We start from the raw sequence: 18900 nt of genomic DNA on the forward strand, positions 1-18900 counted from the left end.
GACACCCTCCTAAATCAATGTTTTATAAGTTTCGTTTAATCTCAGAGCTTTCACTTCATCTCTGACTGTAAAAATCATACCTCCAAACATCATAAACAAACCAGGAATCATTGCTACTCTAAGTAGTTTCTCATCAACCAATACAAATAGCATAGGTCCTCCTGCCATTACTACATTAAAAACAGCACCAATAAGAGAAAACCTCAGAACCAATCGATTGATGAAACGGCTCGTTTCTTCACCCGGATAAACCCCATAAATATATTCTCCTGATTTCTTCATTCGATCTGAAATTTGTTCCCCACTCATATTTACAAAAGCAAAGGCTATACTAAAAATAAAAAGAATAATCATATACATATAAATCCATAGCGGTTTCCCCATTGTGTATTGAGATGAAATTTCAGTAAAAAGTAGATTTTTCGGAAAAATAGTCTGCAATAATAATAATATATACGTTGGTAAGCTCAAAAAAGTCATCACATACATAAAAGGCATTCCTCCTGCAGGATTAAGCATAATCTCAAAATAAGAATATCTCTTAAAACGATTATGCAGGCCAATCTTATGAACGGCTATACGATAACGAGCACGATACAGGAGAGCTACTAGATAAGTAAAAACAATTCCCATAACAATCAAACCAATTAAAACAAAAAGAGGGATGGGAACAGTCCGAAACGTTTCAATCAAATCTTGAGGAATGTTTAAAACCATTCCAATCAATAAAATAATCATAGAGCCCCCGATGCCTACCGTTGCATTGATGTCTGATAACCACACCAAGAAAAAAGCACCCGCTATCAACAGACAGGTATTTAGGACGATAACCAACATTTTAGGCACATTGGACTGAATTGGGAGATTTAACGAAATAGCTAATGCCTGAATCAAAGCAATAAACAAGGTTAAGTACATCTGCCTTCTATTTTGTATTTCAATAGCTCCAGATGTCAGATTTAATTTTTTTGAAAAAGAAAGCATCTGCCATAAAATCATCGAAGACATCCAGGGAGATAATCCTACTGAAAACAAGGATAAACTTCTCAAATTTCCACCTGTCATTGCTGTAGAAAAAGCCAAGTAAGCAGCAGTTCCTCCTAAAAATTCCCTATTATTCATATCTACAAAAGGAAGGGGCAACCTACTTCCTGCTATAAATATGAATACAAAAAATAATGTCGCTAGTCCTTTTTTTACTGTGATAGATGAAAAAATACTTTTCATGTTTGGTCCTACTCTCTAAAACTCGTTTCTAGTCTATTTCTACTGAGTAATTTATGATCATTATACTATCAGGTATTCTATGATTTTTTTGTTAATTTTTACGTTACTATTATAACAAAAAAAGCAGAAAAAATCTGCTTCTAACTCCCTTAGTGAGATAACGGAGAAGGGATACTTTAGTGAATCAAATAGATTATTTTTTATGCACTATCAACTCATTGGACACCCTCAATTCTTTTAATTATTATCTATGAGTTCCAATATTTCTGTATATCTCCTAAAAATTTCAGTATCCTGCAATCCATTTTCTTTTGCTTGTTGATATCGTAATCTCAAACACCCCATGACATTATTCTTTTCATCGGAATAATTCCATCCCTTTATAGTATAAATTGCTAATCTTTCTAACAAGCATTCTAAAACATCTGTTAAAAGTTTCTCATTAACACCACTTCCGATGCTTTCTATTCCTTCTCGATGGTAGTAGATTTCTTTATGAATATATGCAACTTTGTTTGATCTAAAAAACAATTTATAATTTGTTCGAGAGTCTTCTATCACTTTACCTTTAGGAAATCTAATATTATTAAACAATTCCTTCTTAAACAAAATTCCCCAACTAGTTATATATACATATCCGTTTAATTCCAACGATGGAAGTTCCAATACCAGTTCTTCTCCAGTACACGTCTTCTCATAGTAATCGTCCCAAATATGAACATAATAATTTCTATCACTCTCATTATAGATGGTATAGTGTGAAACAACAGTATCTGCATCATTTCGAATAGCTGCTTGATATAAATCTTCCACATAAGTTAAACTCAACCAATCATCCGAATCAACAAAGGTTAGATACATACCATTTGATTTTTCAATACCATAATTTCGTGCATCAGATAATCCTCCATTTTCCTTTTCAAAATATCGGAATCTACTATCTCTAGCAACATATTCTTGGCAAATCTCTCCAGATGAATCTGGTGAACCATCATTTATCAATAAAACTTCTATATTTGAATAGGTTTGATGTTCAATACTATCCAAACACATTCGAAGATACTTTTCGACATTATAAATTGGAACTACAATGCTAATTAGTTCTCCACCATTTTCTACTTCAATCTCTTTTACTTCATCTGTCAAAAATGGATATTGTCCTTGTTCAGCCAATTCTAATTTTTCACGTACTTCCTTTGCCTCATCAATATAGCCATGTTCTTCCAATTGCTCCAGTATTCTCTTTAACACATTACGATACATATTAAAGGAAAGATTGATATCAATCCCTTCTAAATCTTTAGTTGATTTTATTCGTTCTTCTAAAGCATCAATATAGTCAAGATGCTCTACAGAAAATCCACTTGACAAACCTTCATTATTAGAACGGTAAACATATGAATCTCCGTTAAAGGCATATATGCTTTCCGCATTCAAATATAATTTCCACATGATAAACTGATTTTCTGCATATCGCCCCAAAGGAAAGCGTAACTCCTTAAATAATGTTCGCTTAAATAATTTACCACAAGCTGTTGAAAAATTAAAAAACTGAATATCAAGCATAGAATCTAAAAATTGAATAGCCTGAGTACTTGTAAATGATATCAAGGAATCTCTTTTAAAGTGGTCTTTATAGAAATAAAAATTAGAACCATCAAAACGACTATAGCCTCCTATCATAATATCTGCATCACTTAAGGTAGTAGCTATATAAAGTTTTTCAAGATGGTCTTCAAAGAGAAAATCATCCGCATCGAGAAATGTAACATAGTCTCCTTGAGCTAAATCCAACCCAGAGTTTCGCGCATCAGATACACCTCCATTTTCTTTTTCAAAATATTTGAAACGACTATCTAATCTTGCATACTCTTGACAAATAAAACCTGAATTATCCGTTGACCCATCATTTACCAGAACCACTTCAAAATTTGTAAAGGTCTGTCCCAAAATGCTGTCCAAACATTGGCGAAGATATGGTTCTACATTATACACTGGTACTATAATACTTATTGGAATTGCACTCATCCTATATCCTTTCGTTTTCTATTTTTTCTTTGAATAAATCATTGTCAAGTTTTCTTTAATTCGTCTATACGTTTCTGTATCCGACATCCCCCAAACAGCTCGCATATTATACTCATTTAATTCCAATAATTCTTGAAAATGTTTTAAATAGCTAGAAGTATCATATCCTTTTAACGATAACAAAGTAATTCTTTCTAAACTCAATCTAATCGAATCCTCAATACTATTAGTTGTTGGACAATTTGAAATACTGCCTTTACGTTGTCTGTAACAATAACTATCTTTATGAAAATATACAATCTTATCTGCAAGGTCATAAACTTTATAAGTCAAAGCTGCATCCTCTGACGTCATCCCTTTTGAAAAACGCAAGTTCTCAAATAAATATCTTTTATACAATTTCCCCCAAGCTGTGGATAAGAAAAAATCTCCAGCTTGAATATCAAAATAATGTTCTAATAGATACTTACTATCATATTCCTTTTCCCAAGGTTCAAAAACATGTTTATAAAATGTTGCATTACTTTCCTGAAAACAAAAATAGTTACTTATAGAAATATCTGCATTATAGTGTTGAAGTTTACTATATAGTTCTTCAATATAAGTTTTAGTTACCCAGTCATCCGAATCAATAAAGGTTATATATTCTCCCTGAGCCCTTTCTATGCCGTAATTACGAGCATCAGATAATCCCCCATTCTCCTTTTCGAAGTATCGAATACGAGAATCTTTTTTTAAATACTCCTGACAAATCTTGCCTGAACCATCAGTAGAACCGTCATTCACAAGAAGAATCTCTAAATTATGAAATGTCTGCTCTATAATACTGTCTAAACATTGGCGAAGATAGTTTTCAACATTATATATTGGTAAAATAACACTAATTAATTGATTTTCCATATCTTACTCTCTAATATTTTTTAAAAATAGGTACTCCCCTTTATCAGCATATTCCACTTTTTCTCGTAATTCCCCTTCTTCTTTAATAAAACCTTTCCCTTCCAACATAGAAAGATTTCTCTTCAAAGCAAATTTATACTGATTAAATGCCAATTCCATAGGATAATCTAATTCTGGCATCTCCATTAAGGTATGGATACGCTCCTCAATCGCTTCAATAAAATCCAAGTGAGATATATTATAATTTTGCGTCAATCCCTTGTAATTCACCCTATATGCATAGACATCTGACTGATAACGAACAATCACTTTACTTGCAAGATATAATCTCCACATGATAAATTGATCTTCTGCATATTTTCCTTTAGGAAAACGGATTGTCTCAAACAAATTCTTTTTAAATAACTTACCCCATACAGCCGAATAGCGAAGGAATGGGTAATCTTCCATACTATCCATACCTTCAATAGCCTCTTTTGCTGATATACGAGATAACATTTCCCCATCTTTATCTGGATTATACAAATAAAATATTCCTTCTTTAAAGTGGCAAAATGATCCTACTACCATATCAGCATTTGTCAAAATACTAGCATAGTATAAATTTTCGATACTTTTTTCAAACATAAAGTCGTCTGGATCACAGAAAAAGATATAATCTCCACTAGCACAATCCAAACCCACATTACGTGCATCCGACTGTCCACCATTTTCCTTATCAATATAGATAAAACGCGGATCATCTTTTGTTAACTCTTTTGCAATCTTTATACTGTCATCTGGACTACCATCATTCACAATGATAACTTCCAAATTCCTATAGGTCTGCGATAAAATATTATGAATACAATGTTCTATATATGCTTCAACATTATAGACAGGGATTACAATCGATATTAATGGAAAATTCATGTACATCCTCCTCATTATTTGGATAAATCTGCGACAATTTGTCTGTTATAACCTTCATCGTCAATAAATTCAATATCTTGATCGAAATTAAATTCAGCAGTATGTTTATGTTTTAATTGAACCTTTGTTTCAGCCTTCATTTGCATCCATTCATACTCTGAATCAATATGGCCAAGATCTAAAGCACGATATCCTTGTTGGGTTAATTGGTAAGCTAGTACCTTAGCAGTTGGCCCCAACATCAATAAAATCAATCGTCCTTCTGAATGTTCTAAAATCTTTTCTCTAATTTCCTTGATTTTAGAAAAAGCATTATGAGAGGGACAAATAATACGCTTAATTGAATTTGCTTTATCAAACAAATCATTCCCAACACCTGACCGCGAAGTCGTTCCTTCTACAATTAGTAAGTCTTTCCCTTCGAACAATTGTTTCATCTTTTCAAATTGATCAAACGCACGAGTCCGATCTTTACTATAGATATACGGTCTAGAAATAAAGGCTGAGCCATATATTTTAGATTGACAATACTCTTTAAAAAAGTCTGCGTAGCGATCTAATTCTTTTTTCCAAAAAGTTTCCGAATTATAATCTAGTGGAAATTCTCCCTTGAAAGCTTTAAATACTTCTGGCATACAAAGTAACATTTCTTCTTGATTTGCTGTCAGTAAGATTTCTTTCATACCTCTCGCTAACTCTTCGTTATATTCTTGAAAAGCGATGCTGTACCCATTCATAATATTAAACTCTCCGTCACCAAAACGAATGAGTGATTTCTCCGTTTTCAAAAGTTCATCCAAGGTTTCATCTATAGACATGACTGAAATATCAAATAAATCTTCTTGTTTAAATTCTTGATTAAATCTATCTACTCCAACTTCTGAAAGTAAACGAATAGCATCATCAAGCTTTTCAATTTCTTTTCTCAGAAATAAATACTGAGTTATCTTTCCCTTATGAGTAGCATAGAATGAAAAAATAGGTTTCTTCAGCTGGCTTATGCGTGTTAAAATAGTTTCATCTATTTCCCCATAATTAATATTCAGATAGGCATCTACATCCTTAAATAATTCTTCTAAGGTAGCTGTAGTGCACTCTGGATGCAAATAGATATTATCTAACTGTCCTAAACAATTCAGATATGACCCTACTGGAGTGTAAGCAACTATATGGAAGCGATGTTCTGGAAAGGTACTTGCTAAATGTTCAATTTCTTCAAACTCTTCTGTACTAGTTAATGTAAGAAAATCTAATCCTTGCTTTTCTTTTTTTAAAGAAAATTCACCCAGATGATGGGCTAATACCTGAGAAAGCTCTAAATTATAAAATTCCCACCATTTTTCACGAAATCGGTAAGAAGCTGAACTATTCCATGGTTTTCTATTAGTTGTATAATGAATCACAAGTGGTTCATCCTCTAGATTAAAATGTTCTGTCCAATGATTATAAAAAGCAACCAAATCATAACCTACCTGAACATTAAACCGCTTATCCAACTCTAACCAATTATCCTGAAAAACAGAGTTCAATATCGTTTGATCTCCGTTAAAATGTTCCAATTCCCAATGTTCGCTTTTCTTACCTTCAGATAACTCTAAACATTGATCCGAAACAGATAACTCCTTCCATTGTAGATTATCAATAAGCATGACACCGGTATTAAAACTACCATCCACATCACGTACAGCAGCTACTGGAAAGCCTTTTAAATCTGTTAAGAAAAAAGAGATTAAGTTGCCATTAACAATAACATCTGTATCTAGATAAAGCACTCTCTTCCTATCAATAAGGCGAGGAATAAAATACTTAGCATAGGCAATCGTACCAATGTGATTTTGTGTTCTCAACTCAGCTGAAATCAATCCTATGTCAAAAGGAATATTATAAAGTTCCCCTCCCAAATTTCTCACTATACGTCTCATTTTTCTAAACCAGTCTGGCATAATACCTTGATTGATGATATAAAAATCGACTGATTTATTGTGATACATGATGGATTTCATGGTCACAGTCAATTGTTCTGTATAGGCTTGATCAGCAATCAAAACGATTGCAATTCTATCTGATGTCATTTTTCCTCCGAAATCCCATGATTAATACTATTCTGCACTTAAGTCTACAACAACCTGACTCAAATATACTTCATCATCTGCTAATTCTATTTCTGTATCTAGATTAAACTCTGCAGTATGTTTATTGTGTAATAAAATCTTAGTCTCAGCTCCCATCTGCATCCACTCATACTCAGAATCAACATGTCCGATATCAATTGCCTGCATACCCTTATTTGCAAGTTGATAGGCTAAAACCTTAGCTGTAGGACCTAGCATTAACAAAACCAAACACCCATCAGCATGGTTCAGTATTGCTTCCATTATCTCATCTTTCTTATCATAGGCATGCCGAGACGGGCAAATAATTCGCTTAATGCTCTTAGCTCCATCAAATAAATCATTTCCTACCCCAGATCTAGAAGTATAGCCTTCTACGATAAGGATATCTCTTCCTTCCCATAGTTTTTTCAACTTTTCAAATTGAGATTTTGCTTTTGATTTATCTAAAAAATCAATATAAGGTCTAGAAATAAAAGTTGAGCCGTACCAAGAATTTTTACAATACTCTAGATAAAATTCCTCATAATCCTCTAAATATTGTCTCCAAAATGCTAAGGCATCTGGAACAAAAGAGAAACGATTTTTTAACCCCTCTTGTAAACCAATGACTAATGTAGGACTACTTTCTTGATTAAAAATAAATTTCAATTCTTCTGCAAGTTTAGGATCAGATTTCTGATAATTAATAGATTGTCCTAGCATGATTGCAGCTTCGCCATCACCAAAGCGAGCTATTGAAGATTGATGCTCCAGAATATAATCAAGCGTTTCATCTATGGTCTGCACTTCAAAATCAAATGGTTTATTGGGCAATTGTTTTGTTTCAGCATAATTCCGAATTGCAGCTACCATAGCATCAACGTTTTTGATAGAAAAGAGATACTGTCCTTTTTCTCCATTTTGTGTTTTATAAAAAGCAAAGCTAGGAATATTTTTTTCTAATAAACCATTAAATACACCATCTACTTCTCCACCATAGTTAATATCCAAATATAGATCAGTCTTGTCTAGTAGTTTGTCAATCTTTTCTGAATCTGAGGCCGGATATAGATAGACATTTTCTTTCTCGGCTAAGTTTGTCAAACGTGGTCCCATAAGAGTTCTAGCAGCAATGCTAAAATCACACTCAGGAAGTTGTTCTACTAGGTATTCAATTTGTTCCAAATCCTGACTATTTGTAACTGTCAATAGTCGAATACCTCGTAATGTTTGATTGTTACTAATTCCTAATTCAAAAACTGCTTGCAACAAGAACTGTTTTGCATAAAAACCTTGACTTAGTAAAAAGGAAAAATAACGTACTCTACTACACATTTGAAGATAGGCTTCTTCTGACAGTTGTTCCACCAAATGGCTTGCTTCCTCTAAGTTATCAACTACAAATCCCAATCCTTGCTCTACTATAAAGTCCGAGTTAGACAAGGTAGCAGGAATAATGACAGGGATACCTGCCGCTAAATAAGTACTTAACTTATAAGAAACATTCATACTGTAATAATCTATATTTTGTTCCTCATTTTGATGTGTAGTCCAAACCAGTCCAAATCCACCTTTTGATAACTCTAAGAGCATTTCTTCATCAGTCTTCCAGCCCGCAATATGAACTTGATTTGATAAAGAAAGCTGTTCTTCATTTGAAAATACAGTTAGCAGAACTGTCCCCTCCCAGGTTTTTAATTCTGGGAAACGGCTTAAATTTCCTGCAAAATAGATTTCTTTTTTAAATATAGGTTCATGTAAGTCCAAATCATGAGGATGATCCCACATTCTTTGAAAAATGATTTTTTTAACATTCAAGCCATTTTGAAGCAGTTTCTCTTTCATAGCTTCTGATGGTAAAATGATGCTATCCGCCATGTTGTAAAGATTGATATAATCCTGCATCAGAAATTCATTTGCTTTAAACATCAAGGGAATCACATCATGGACAAATACTATGATTTTCACATTGAGAAGTTTCAACTTACTTAAAAACTCTCTTTCAAACTCTAGACCATTCCAAGTAGGTGTTTGAAAAACAACAATATCTCCTATCGAAACACTTGCTAGAATCCCGTCTAATCTTCTACTTCTCTCTTCTACAGTTTCAGATGAGGCATGGTAAAAATAAATTCCTAACTCTCTAAATCCTAGTTGAGCAGCAATTTTTTGAACAGCATTTTGAGCAATAGTTGCTGTACTTTCTCTAGCCATTCCATATAGATTGGTAATATGTAGCTTCATTTCTCTCCACTTTCTATCATATCTTTTTTTCCTAGTTATTGATTTTAAACAATCCTCTCATCATCTACAAATACTTTTTGTTTACCTACAGACTAACATATTATCCTTCTAGTAGAAATAGTACCTCTTGCAACCATCTTGCAGTTTGAGTAAATTCCAATCCCTCTAATTTCATCTTGTCGACTAGATCGTGAAGATACAATACACAATCATCTACATACGAACTAACTTCCAACTTTCTAGCAGTTAAAAATGCAATAAAATTCAATCGATGTTGAATATCACTCCTAATTTTTTCTAATTCAAAGTGTTTGTATTCATCGTTACTAGTTCGATAAATGTAAGTATCTTTGTTTACATATACAATTTTATCAGAGATTAGATATAGTTTATACCAAAATTCCATATCTTCTCCTAAGGTTGTTTTTTCGTTGAAACGAATTGTCTTCAATTGTCTACTCTTCACCAATTTATTACTAGAAGAAATATAAGAACGATCAAAAGAAGACAATGCTTGCAAACTAGCAATCAATTCTTGACCTGTAAATGTCTTTTTATCATATCCTCTTTGAAAAATATGAAAGTAGAAACAACTATCTTTTATATTGAATCGTTTATATGTCGAGACAGTTATATCTGCTCCTTCTTCTAAAAGAGTCGTATATAAAACTTCTAAATAATCAGAATCTACCCAATCATCCGAATCAATAAAAGTGATATATTCTCCTTTCGAACGTTCGATACCTAGATTACGTGCAGAGGATACCCCACCATTTTCCTTTTCAAAATAGAGAAAACGAGAGTCTTTAGAAACATACTCTCTACAAATATCCGCTGAATGATCAGGTGAACCATCATTTATTAATAAACACTCGAAATTTTTATAAGTCTGCCCCATAATACTATCTAAGCATTGGCGTAAATAATTTTCACTATTGTAAATAGGTACGATAATACTTATCAGTTCTCCCTTTTCATACTCTTCGATGTTTGATAATATTCGTTCTTTTTCTTTTTGATATCTCTCTATATACTGATTAGGTACTTTCTGGCTTCTATAATTTATATGCAGTAATTTTAATTTTTCTACCCAAATTTTTATGTCAAGCGACTCATCTTTGAAAAAAAAATCAAATTTTTCAAAAATTTTAAATATAACTAAATCTTTTTCTGAAAACGAACTTGTAATAATAGAGTTATCTCGAATTCTATAAGTATATACAGTCTCCTGTATTTTAACCCATTTAGTTGAATTAGTTACAAGCTCTGGTACGACTGCTAAATCTTCAAAAAGCCATCCTTTTGGAAAAAAATTATCATTCAAAAGCTCTCTTCGAATTAATTTAGGGAAAACACCATTTCTAATTCTTTCTAAAGCTAACTTCTCTAATTTTTCTGATACAGTTTCTAGAATCACTTTATAGTGTTCAACTTGAGGAAAATAATAGATATTTCCATTATGATAATGTTCAACCATTCCTTCTATAATATCAACATCTTCTTCGATGTATTCTACTAATGTTTCTAAAAAATTAGGATAAACATAATCATCACTATCTACAAAGGCTACAAAAGTAGATTCTTCTCTAACACGGCTAATCCCTGTATTTCTAGCTCCACTTAAACCTTGATTACTTTGATTAATTAACCTAAATCGACTATCCACTAGATACTCTTCTGCTATTTGTTTCGAATTATCCGTAGAACCATCATTGACCATGATGCATTCAAAATTCGGATAAGTTTGTTTTTGAATACTATCCAAGCACTCTCGCAAGTATTCCTCAACATTATATATTGGAACTATAATACTAATTAATTCATCCATAAGTTATGTAATTATTCTCCTAAAAACTGTTTAATGACTTTTACCATTTCCTTTGGCTCTGTTGAAGACAATATCTGACTTCGATTATTTGTATCATGACTCGTATTCTCAAAAGCAAATATCTGTTTTGATAGACCGTGAACTTTTGAAATAATATTATCTATTTCCCGATTATGATTGATATCTAGATAAAAATCTAATTTACTAAGGATTTCTTGTGATTGATATGGAGTATAATTTGGATAAAGAGATACATTTTTAAAACTGTTCAATACTTGTACTCTGGGTCCAAAATAACTATGAGCAAAAATATGAAAGTGAACATTAGAGAGGTTTTCTACTAGATATTCTATGTGTTCCAAATCTTGTGTATCTGTAAAAATAGCCGTATGGAATAAGCAAACTGATGCAATTTCACTGAACATAGTTGGTTTGCTATCAACTTGCAACAAAATAGTTTTCCAATCCAAACCATTATAAAACCACCACAATTCTCTATATCTTGTTTTTAATGAATTATTCCACGGTTTATCTTTACCTTCAAAATGAATAATAGCAGGTTTATAGTTTTCATCCCAACTATTTAAAAACCACTCTGGCTTTTGAGCCCAATAAGCCAAGGTATCAAGTCCAACCATAAAATTATAATGAGGGGATACTTTTTTCCACTTATGTTCAAATAATAAATTTAAGACTCCTTGATCCCCATAAACTTCTTGATGCTTTTCTGCAGTCAACTCTAAAAGATTTTGACAAATATTATCAGTTCTCCACTTGTGAACATTTACCATCATCATTCCTGCATTAAAAATATTTTTATACCAACCATCTGGAACGGCGATTATATAATTTTCTTCGAAATCTTTATGAAATAATGGATTTATATTCCCATGAACAACCATATCACAGTCCAAATACAAGGCTCTATCTTCTTTCACAAATTCTGCAATAAAATAGCGAAAATAAGTCATGTATTTGATATGTTCATCAGGAGTAGAAAAATACTTTACTTTTTCTGCATCAATTTCTATATTCAAAATTTCACAGTTTAGTTTCTCTAGTCTCTCCTCCATCAGATAAAACCACTCTTTGGGGATATCTTCATTAAAAACATAAAATTTCAAGTCTCTGTTATGGTAACAAATAGATTTAATAGTTGTTTCCAATTTGTCACGATAATTATTATCTGCTCCTAAAACGATTGCTTTTTTTGTATTCATACTCCACTCATTTCCAGATTAATTTCTTTTTTTTATAATAAGATTTCCATCATTATAAACCACACTATTTGCCGGAACATCATTGCGAACAAGACAACCCGCCCCAATAATTGTATTATCCCCAATCGTCACTCCTTTTAAAATTGTGACATTACTTCCTATCCAGCAATCTCTTCCAACTCTAATTGGCGCTGTAGTCCACTGCCATTTTTCGATTGTTTCAGCAGTATAAATATGGTCGTGATCATAGAAACGAACGTCCTCTCCCATCATGGTGCCTGAACCGATTTCAATTCTTTCCATACAGTTAAAACTACAAGAGTTGTTGATAAAGACACCATCATGCAGTATCAACTTGCCAGAAGAAACATTAAAATTTTCAAAATTTCTACAGATGACATTGGCTCCCACAAGGAAGTTAGCCTTATCATCTATTTGAAATACATTCCAAATCCCATCTTGGATGATTTTTTCTTGATGATTTACTCCCACACTGACTTCATTCAGACACTCTCTCACTCTAGAAACCAATTTATCTGGTGTACTTGATAGAAAAACTTCCTGCCCCTGATTTCCATGGACTGTATTGTCAAAAGCCAAGACCGTTTTACCAGCCTGCACAAATTTGGAAACAATAGAATCAACTTCTTGAAAATGATTGATATCTAATAGGATGTCGCAGATGTTTACTAGAAAGTTCAACTGTTGTTCATTCGTAACTGTTAGAAGTCGGATATTGTATTTAGTTTCTAAACTACGGATTTTATCCGAAAACTGGACAGGTGCTGCAATATGAAAACAGATGTTTGGTAAGTTTTCAAGGAGATAACCCAACTCTTCAATCTGATCACTGACAGTCAAAATCAGGGCATCACCTAATAGATGATTATTCTTCATTTATTTATTTCTCTTAATTTCTCAATCATTGTTTGAACTTGGTCAACAGCATATACTTCCTGACCTACTTCGTAGGATTTGGTGTTTTCAAAGGATAAAATAGGCTTCCCAAGTTTAGCAAATTTATTTAGAATCTCTTCTGTCTTTTCTCCATGATTAATATCTAAAAGCACTTGACAAGTATTCACCAATTCAGTATCGACATCTAACAAATAATGGATACCATTAAAAATAGTCACGTTTGGATAAACTGTCATCTGGGCTAATTTATCACTGACCATTACTCTAGCTGCTATCTTAAACTGAATGTCTGGTAAGGATTGAATCAATGTCTCAATTTGTTCAATATGATCTGAAGCTGTATAGATTAAACAAGCGAAAGGTTCTTTTGTAGGATAGATATGGGACTTTTGTAGCGGATATAAATGATGATTTTGTCCCAATTCTGTCCATTCTAGGTTATGGTAATACCACCAAACATCACGATAGGTTTGCGCCGCCAAATCTTTCCACGGTTTCCTATATGAAAGATAATGGATAATACCAGGATAATCTTGACCTGCTGGTAATTGATAATCAGTGAACTGCTTATGAATGACAATATGATTATAATCGAAGTTCAATTCCAGCCATTTATTTTCAAAAAGCATATTTAAAATACTTTGATCAGCCTGATCCACTTTATCATGCCATTCATTGGTTAAGTCAATCAGTTTTTGAGTCATATTCTCTTTTTTCCAAATAGCATTATTAATCAAGAGAACACCTGCATTAAAGATTTCTCGACCAAAATAGGCTCTTCCCCCGAAATCTCTAACAGCAGCCAAAGGATAATCTTGTAAGTCTGTAGCAAATAAATCATCTAGATTTTTCGTTACCAATAAATCGCAGTCTAAATAAAGAGCTTTGTCTTCTTTCACGAAATCAGACACAAAATAACGCAAAAAAACAGTATAACTAATGTCAGTTTTATAACGCGAAATTTGCTCAGATGTGACCCGACAATTAATAATTTCTGAATCAAACTTTTCTAAGCGCTTATTTAATTGCTTGATCCATTCATTTGGAAAATCGCTATTAATCAGATAAAAACGAATCGAACGATTATGATAGCAAATAGACTTGATAGTCGTTAAAACTTGGTCCACATAGCCATAGTTTGCTGCTAGTACAACAGCTTTCTTTTCGCTTGACTCTTGTATCGATAACTGATTTAAAAGAGTTCTTTTCATTTCAAACTCTTTATACGTTGCTGTATTAGATAAGCCACTGACTTGACCATTTGCGAGACTGACTTCCAGCATCTGACGATAAACTGCTAAGTGTTTCTCAAGAGGATAACCCATATTAGCTAGTAGAGTAATACGTTCAGACATGGCATCAACTAAGGCGTGCATCCACTTCTCTGTCCAAGTTTTTGTAATACTCCCACTTCTCTGGCGATATGCGTACAGACCTTGATTTATATAGATTACTTTTTGAACTAATAAATATAATTTTTGATTCATATACCCATCTTCACCTAGTTTACCTCTATCAAATCGAATATAATCAAATAGTTTCGCCTTATAAAGTTTCCCACACGCAGAAATTAGTGCGAAATTCTTCATTTCTTTTGATTCATATAAGTTCTCAAAGATAGAAACATTGTCATATACTTTTTCATAATAAGAGTCACCATTTATGTGAAAGTAATACATCCTCTCATCTTCATTGTAAGAATAGTAATTCCCGACCGAAACATCTGCCTGAGACTCAATTAATTTATTATATAGAACTTCTACATAATCCGACTCAACCCAATCATCTGAATCGACAAAAGTTACGTAAGATCCAGTCATTTTGTCCAGACCTACATTTCTCGCATCTGATAAACCACCATTTTCTTTTTCAATATAAACAATCCGATCATCTTTTTGTGCATACTCTTGACAAATTGTGCCCGAATTATCTGTAGAGCCATCATTGACAACAATAATCTCAAGATTTTTATAAGTTTGATCAATCAAACTATCCAAACATTTTTCTAGATAATGTTCAACATTATAAACTGGTACTATTACCGTAATTTTTTCAGTCATGTAGCCGTTCTCCTTTCCTACTATTATAACATTTTTTATGCTATTTTTTAAGCTATTAAGGAATTTCAAATTAAAAAAATATGTTTATTTCATTGACAATAACGTTCTTACAATACTAAATTATAATCACATTTCAAATTGAATGATTATGCAAAAACAAAAGGAAAATAATTTGAAATATTCAGCATTGCAATCTTACTGCAATTATGTGATCACATTTTCTAATGATCAATCCTAAAGATACATTTTTAATTCACTTCATCCAAAGAAATGACTCATCTGTCCGCATATCAAGCATCTTTTAAGAATCTATTGATATAAAGAATCTTATTATTTTAGAATAGCTATCTGACAAACGTAAAAAAGCAACCTATATCAAAATTTAGATAACATTCTAATTTTTGAGTATAGGCCACTTTTTCTATCTAAAAATAGAGAAAAATCAATTTATAAAATGTGTTTGACTAACCTTCAAAATATTTAGCTGCAATTGCTTTTTTGACCAAAATTTGTTGATAAGATTCCACGTCCCCATGTTTAAGAGTTTCTTCTTCATGAATAGATAATCGCCATTTATAAGCTTGAATTTCTCTATCTAATAACTCCTGAGGAGCTCCAATTAATTGTAGAATAGTCATACGTTCTTCAATACTCTTTAAGGGATATACATCTGCAAGATTGACTGTCCTTGTAACACTTGTAGAACGTTTTCTATGGATATAAATAGCCTTATTCATAAAAGCAATTTTATCTGCCTGAAGATAAACTTTATAAGTTGTGTAATCATCCTCTACACTTTTATCTGTTGGATATACAATATCCTTAAACAGCTCTGTCTTGTATAACTTCGCCCACGGAACTGTGAAGCATTGACTAAAATTATACTCACCATCGTATTGATGGTAAAACCATTCAAATGGCGTATAGGTCTGTTCAAAATAATCATCTCTTCCTACATGAAGTAAAAAGCTATTTTGTTCCTCCTGAAATTGAGTAAAGTTTCCGATTGCAATATCTGCATCTGTTTTTTTCAATAAATCATAAAGATTTTGGATATGATCCAACTCCAACCAGTCATCATTATCTACAAAAACGATATAATCCCCAGTTACAACTTCCAAGGCACGATTGCGGCTAGAAGAAACTCCCCCATTTCTTTTATGATAGACTTTGACACGTGTATCTTGATTTTGATAACGTTGACAGATTGCGGCTGAACCATCTGTTGAGCCATCATTAATCAAAATAATTTCAAGATTTTGATAAGTTTGTTGAACGATACTATCCAAGCATTTTTCAAGATATAGTTCTGACATATAAACAGGAACGATAACACTTATTTTTTCCATCATTTTAATCATATACTCCTTTTCTGATGTAATATATAAAAAACAAAGTCGATTTCAGTACAGTAGGCATTTTTTAAGATATGCCCTAAATCAATTCTAATATTTCTAATAACAGATCAATCACATTTAACTTCCCCTGCATTTGGTAAGTATTCTTTTATAAATCCTGATATATCCTTACTCATGATTTTATCCAATCGTTCAGAAATAATGTCTTCTGGCCAATTCCACCACGCAATTTCTAACATCTGTTCACGGAAAGTAGGCTCTGCGATACGATAACGAATCACTTTGGCTGGATTGCCTCCTACAACAGCATATGGTTCTACATCCTTGGTCACTAGAGCACCTGCTGCTATGACTGCACCATCTCCAATAGTTACCCCAGCCATGATTTGCAGTTATAAATTGAACATTATGCCCAATAGAACAATAATCACCAATTATAACCTGACCTCCGTGGTCATAGTCAATTAATTGTGGAATGCCATACGTATGTTTCCCTACTATTAAGGCTCCGTAATCAATCAAATAACGACAAGTATATTTTGTCAAGTAATCAAATAAGTCCGAACGCGAATCATATATTCGTATTTCTAAGGGAATCGTTTCCTGATGTAATCCTTCCCAGTAGGAATAACCTACTTCTTCATAGCAACACTCAAAAACTGCTGTTAGTTGCTCTGACTTAGAATATAATTTAAGTTTGTGATCTTCTAATTTCCAAAACCGCTCATTATCATGACCTGCTCCACCAATATCTCTAATCTGACCATCAGGTAAAAATTGAAAATAACGTTGGTGTTGCTTATTTTTATGTGAAAATAAACAGAATTTTCCAGATAGCAATTAAAACTTCCCCCTCCAACTAAATTGACTATATCTATCAGTTCACCTACAATCTGAATAAGTAGTCATCTAACGAAAACTTTATACAAATTTAGTATTATTTGCCCTTCATATAGAGAGACTATATAGCGCTCTCTTGTTATATACATCTTACCACAAATGCTCTTATAATAAAAGTAACTTACATAGAAATATCAAGGCTATCCCAGAATTGAAAATTAATAAATTTACATACAATTAACGAATTGGAAAGATAATCATATACGATTCAAAGTCATGCCGATAGAGTTTTATTTCTTCAAGGATATTAATCAACAAGTAAAATGAGGTCTTAAAGTCTTGTTTACCATAGGTTACAATCGTACAGGAAAAATGCGAATACAACTATCGATCATTAGTGGACATTTACGACGAAATAATGCAAAAAATCCCCTGGATGAGTTTTCATCCAAGGGATTTTTCATAAATCGAAATAATAATACTTCCTATGTATTTTTAATCCAATTATTCTTCGTCATCACGTTTACGGCGTTTCGCAAACAGACCTAAACCAGTCACAGCTGCCAAAGCTCCAAGGAGTACAGATGATTTGGAAGTTTCTGTACCTGTATTTGGCAATTGCTGTCTTGACTTAGCTGCTGATTCTGATGGTGTTTCAGAAGATAATGTGTCTGCTGAAGCTGACGCACTTGTTGATGCTGGTTCAGAGACTGATGTGCTTGCTGATGCCGATGCGCTTGTTGATGCTGACTCAGAAGCGCTTGTGCTTGCTGATACCGATGCACTTGTTGATGCTGACTCAGAGGCACTTGTGCTTGCTGAAGTTGACGTACTTGTTGATGCTGATTCAGAGACTGATGTGCTTGTTGAAATAGACATAGATACCGATGTTGAGACTGACGTGCTTAGACTTGCTGACTGCGAAGCACTATCACTCAAACTAAAGTCTGGTTTATCAGTACTATCCGGAACTGACATACTTGTTGAAGTCGATTGACTTGCTGACGTGCTTGCACTTGTTGATGCTGACGTAGACGCTACAGCGCTTGTTGACGCTGACGTAGACGCTACAGCGCTAGTCGATGCTGAGGTAGACGCTACAGCACTTGTGCTTGCTGACGTAGACGCTACGGCACTTGTTGACGCTGACGTAGACGCTACGGCACTTGTTGATGCTGAGGTAGACGCTACAGCGCTTGTGCTTGCTGATGTAGAGGCTACCGCACTTGTTGATGCTGATGTAGACGCTACGGCACTTGTTGATGCTGATGT

At 33.2% G+C, this 18900-nt stretch carries 12 protein-coding genes and 2 pseudogenes; all 14 read right to left on the bottom strand.

The features are described 5' to 3' along the window. Positions 1-9: 9 nt before the first annotated feature. Positions 10-1227: an accessory Sec system protein translocase subunit SecY2 gene (gene secY2 / locus N8L90_RS03435; protein ID WP_261024159.1), complete on the bottom strand. Its 1218-nt coding sequence runs from the start codon at positions 1225-1227 to the stop codon at positions 10-12. A 237-nt stretch (positions 1228-1464) separates the two neighbouring features. Beyond that, positions 1465-3255 carry a glycosyltransferase family 2 protein gene (locus N8L90_RS03440; protein ID WP_261024160.1) on the bottom strand — a complete coding sequence of 597 codons (1791 nt, stop codon included), beginning with the start codon at positions 3253-3255 and terminating at the stop codon, positions 1465-1467. Positions 3256-3273: 18 nt separating this feature from the next. Further along, positions 3274-4155, bottom strand: coding sequence for a glycosyltransferase family 2 protein (locus tag N8L90_RS03445; RefSeq protein ID WP_261024161.1), 882 nt, complete (start codon positions 4153-4155; stop codon positions 3274-3276). Between the two features lie 3 nt (positions 4156-4158). Then, positions 4159-5067, bottom strand: a complete 909-nt coding sequence (locus tag N8L90_RS03450) for a glycosyltransferase family 2 protein (RefSeq protein WP_261024163.1) — start codon at positions 5065-5067, stop codon at positions 4159-4161. 14 nt (positions 5068-5081) lie between these two features. Next, positions 5082-7139: an SP_1767 family glycosyltransferase gene (locus N8L90_RS03455; RefSeq protein WP_261024164.1), complete on the bottom strand. Its 2058-nt coding sequence runs from the start codon at positions 7137-7139 to the stop codon at positions 5082-5084. Between the two features lie 27 nt (positions 7140-7166). Then, a complete protein-coding gene (locus tag N8L90_RS03460; protein WP_314725721.1) occupies positions 7167-8276 on the bottom strand; it encodes an SP_1767 family glycosyltransferase in 1110 nt (369 codons plus the stop codon). 132 nt (positions 8277-8408) lie between these two features. Beyond that, positions 8409-9404, bottom strand: a pseudogene (locus N8L90_RS03465) (sugar transferase); the annotation flags it as partial. A gap of 100 nt (positions 9405-9504) precedes the next feature. Further along, the gene (locus N8L90_RS03470) at positions 9505-11232 is read right to left on the bottom strand and encodes a glycosyltransferase family 2 protein (protein ID WP_261024166.1); all 1728 of its coding nucleotides are present in this window, start codon (positions 11230-11232) and stop codon (positions 9505-9507) included. Positions 11233-11243: 11 nt separating this feature from the next. Then, entirely contained in the window at positions 11244-12452 is a 1209-nt protein-coding gene (locus N8L90_RS03475; protein ID WP_261024168.1) for a glycosyltransferase, read from the bottom strand. Positions 12453-12470: 18 nt separating this feature from the next. Then, positions 12471-13349: a DapH/DapD/GlmU-related protein gene (locus N8L90_RS03480; RefSeq protein WP_261024170.1), complete on the bottom strand. Its 879-nt coding sequence runs from the start codon at positions 13347-13349 to the stop codon at positions 12471-12473. Continuing rightward, a complete protein-coding gene (locus N8L90_RS03485; protein ID WP_261024171.1) occupies positions 13346-15430 on the bottom strand; it encodes a glycosyltransferase in 2085 nt (694 codons plus the stop codon). The genes N8L90_RS03480 and N8L90_RS03485 overlap by 4 nt, the downstream gene beginning before the upstream one ends. A gap of 464 nt (positions 15431-15894) precedes the next feature. Then, complete coding sequence (locus tag N8L90_RS03490; protein ID WP_261024181.1) at positions 15895-16779, bottom strand: glycosyltransferase family 2 protein; 885 nt, start codon at positions 16777-16779, stop codon at positions 15895-15897. 289 nt (positions 16780-17068) lie between these two features. Next, positions 17069-17174, bottom strand: a pseudogene (locus tag N8L90_RS09630) (CatB-related O-acetyltransferase); the annotation flags it as partial. A 958-nt stretch (positions 17175-18132) separates the two neighbouring features. After that, positions 18133-18900: LPXTG cell wall anchor domain-containing protein (locus N8L90_RS03500; RefSeq protein ID WP_261024172.1), on the bottom strand; the 768-nt coding region annotated here is incomplete at its 5' end.

It is taken from the genome of Streptococcus mitis (assembly GCF_946190115.1).
Lineage (GTDB): Bacteria > Bacillota > Bacilli > Lactobacillales > Streptococcaceae > Streptococcus > Streptococcus mitis_CO.

What these genes read in the sequence shown, in the direction of transcription:
- secY2 (WP_261024159.1), bottom strand. Translation starts at nt 1,227, where the DNA reads ATGAAAAGTATTTTTTCATCTATCACAGTAAAAAAAGGACTAGCGACA.
- N8L90_RS03440 (WP_261024160.1), bottom strand. Translation starts at nt 3,255, where the DNA reads ATGAGTGCAATTCCAATAAGTATTATAGTACCAGTGTATAATGTAGAA.
- N8L90_RS03445 (WP_261024161.1), bottom strand. Translation starts at nt 4,155, where the DNA reads ATGGAAAATCAATTAATTAGTGTTATTTTACCAATATATAATGTTGAA.
- N8L90_RS03450 (WP_261024163.1), bottom strand. Translation starts at nt 5,067, where the DNA reads ATGAATTTTCCATTAATATCGATTGTAATCCCTGTCTATAATGTTGAA.
- N8L90_RS03455 (WP_261024164.1), bottom strand. Translation starts at nt 7,139, where the DNA reads ATGACATCAGATAGAATTGCAATCGTTTTGATTGCTGATCAAGCCTAT.
- N8L90_RS03460 (WP_314725721.1), bottom strand. Translation starts at nt 8,276, where the DNA reads ATGGGACCACGTTTGACAAACTTAGCCGAGAAAGAAAATGTCTATCTA.
- N8L90_RS03470 (WP_261024166.1), bottom strand. Translation starts at nt 11,232, where the DNA reads ATGGATGAATTAATTAGTATTATAGTTCCAATATATAATGTTGAGGAA.
- N8L90_RS03475 (WP_261024168.1), bottom strand. Translation starts at nt 12,452, where the DNA reads ATGAATACAAAAAAAGCAATCGTTTTAGGAGCAGATAATAATTATCGT.
- N8L90_RS03480 (WP_261024170.1), bottom strand. Translation starts at nt 13,349, where the DNA reads ATGAAGAATAATCATCTATTAGGTGATGCCCTGATTTTGACTGTCAGT.
- N8L90_RS03485 (WP_261024171.1), bottom strand. Translation starts at nt 15,430, where the DNA reads ATGACTGAAAAAATTACGGTAATAGTACCAGTTTATAATGTTGAACAT.
- N8L90_RS03490 (WP_261024181.1), bottom strand. Translation starts at nt 16,779, where the DNA reads ATGGAAAAAATAAGTGTTATCGTTCCTGTTTATATGTCAGAACTATAT.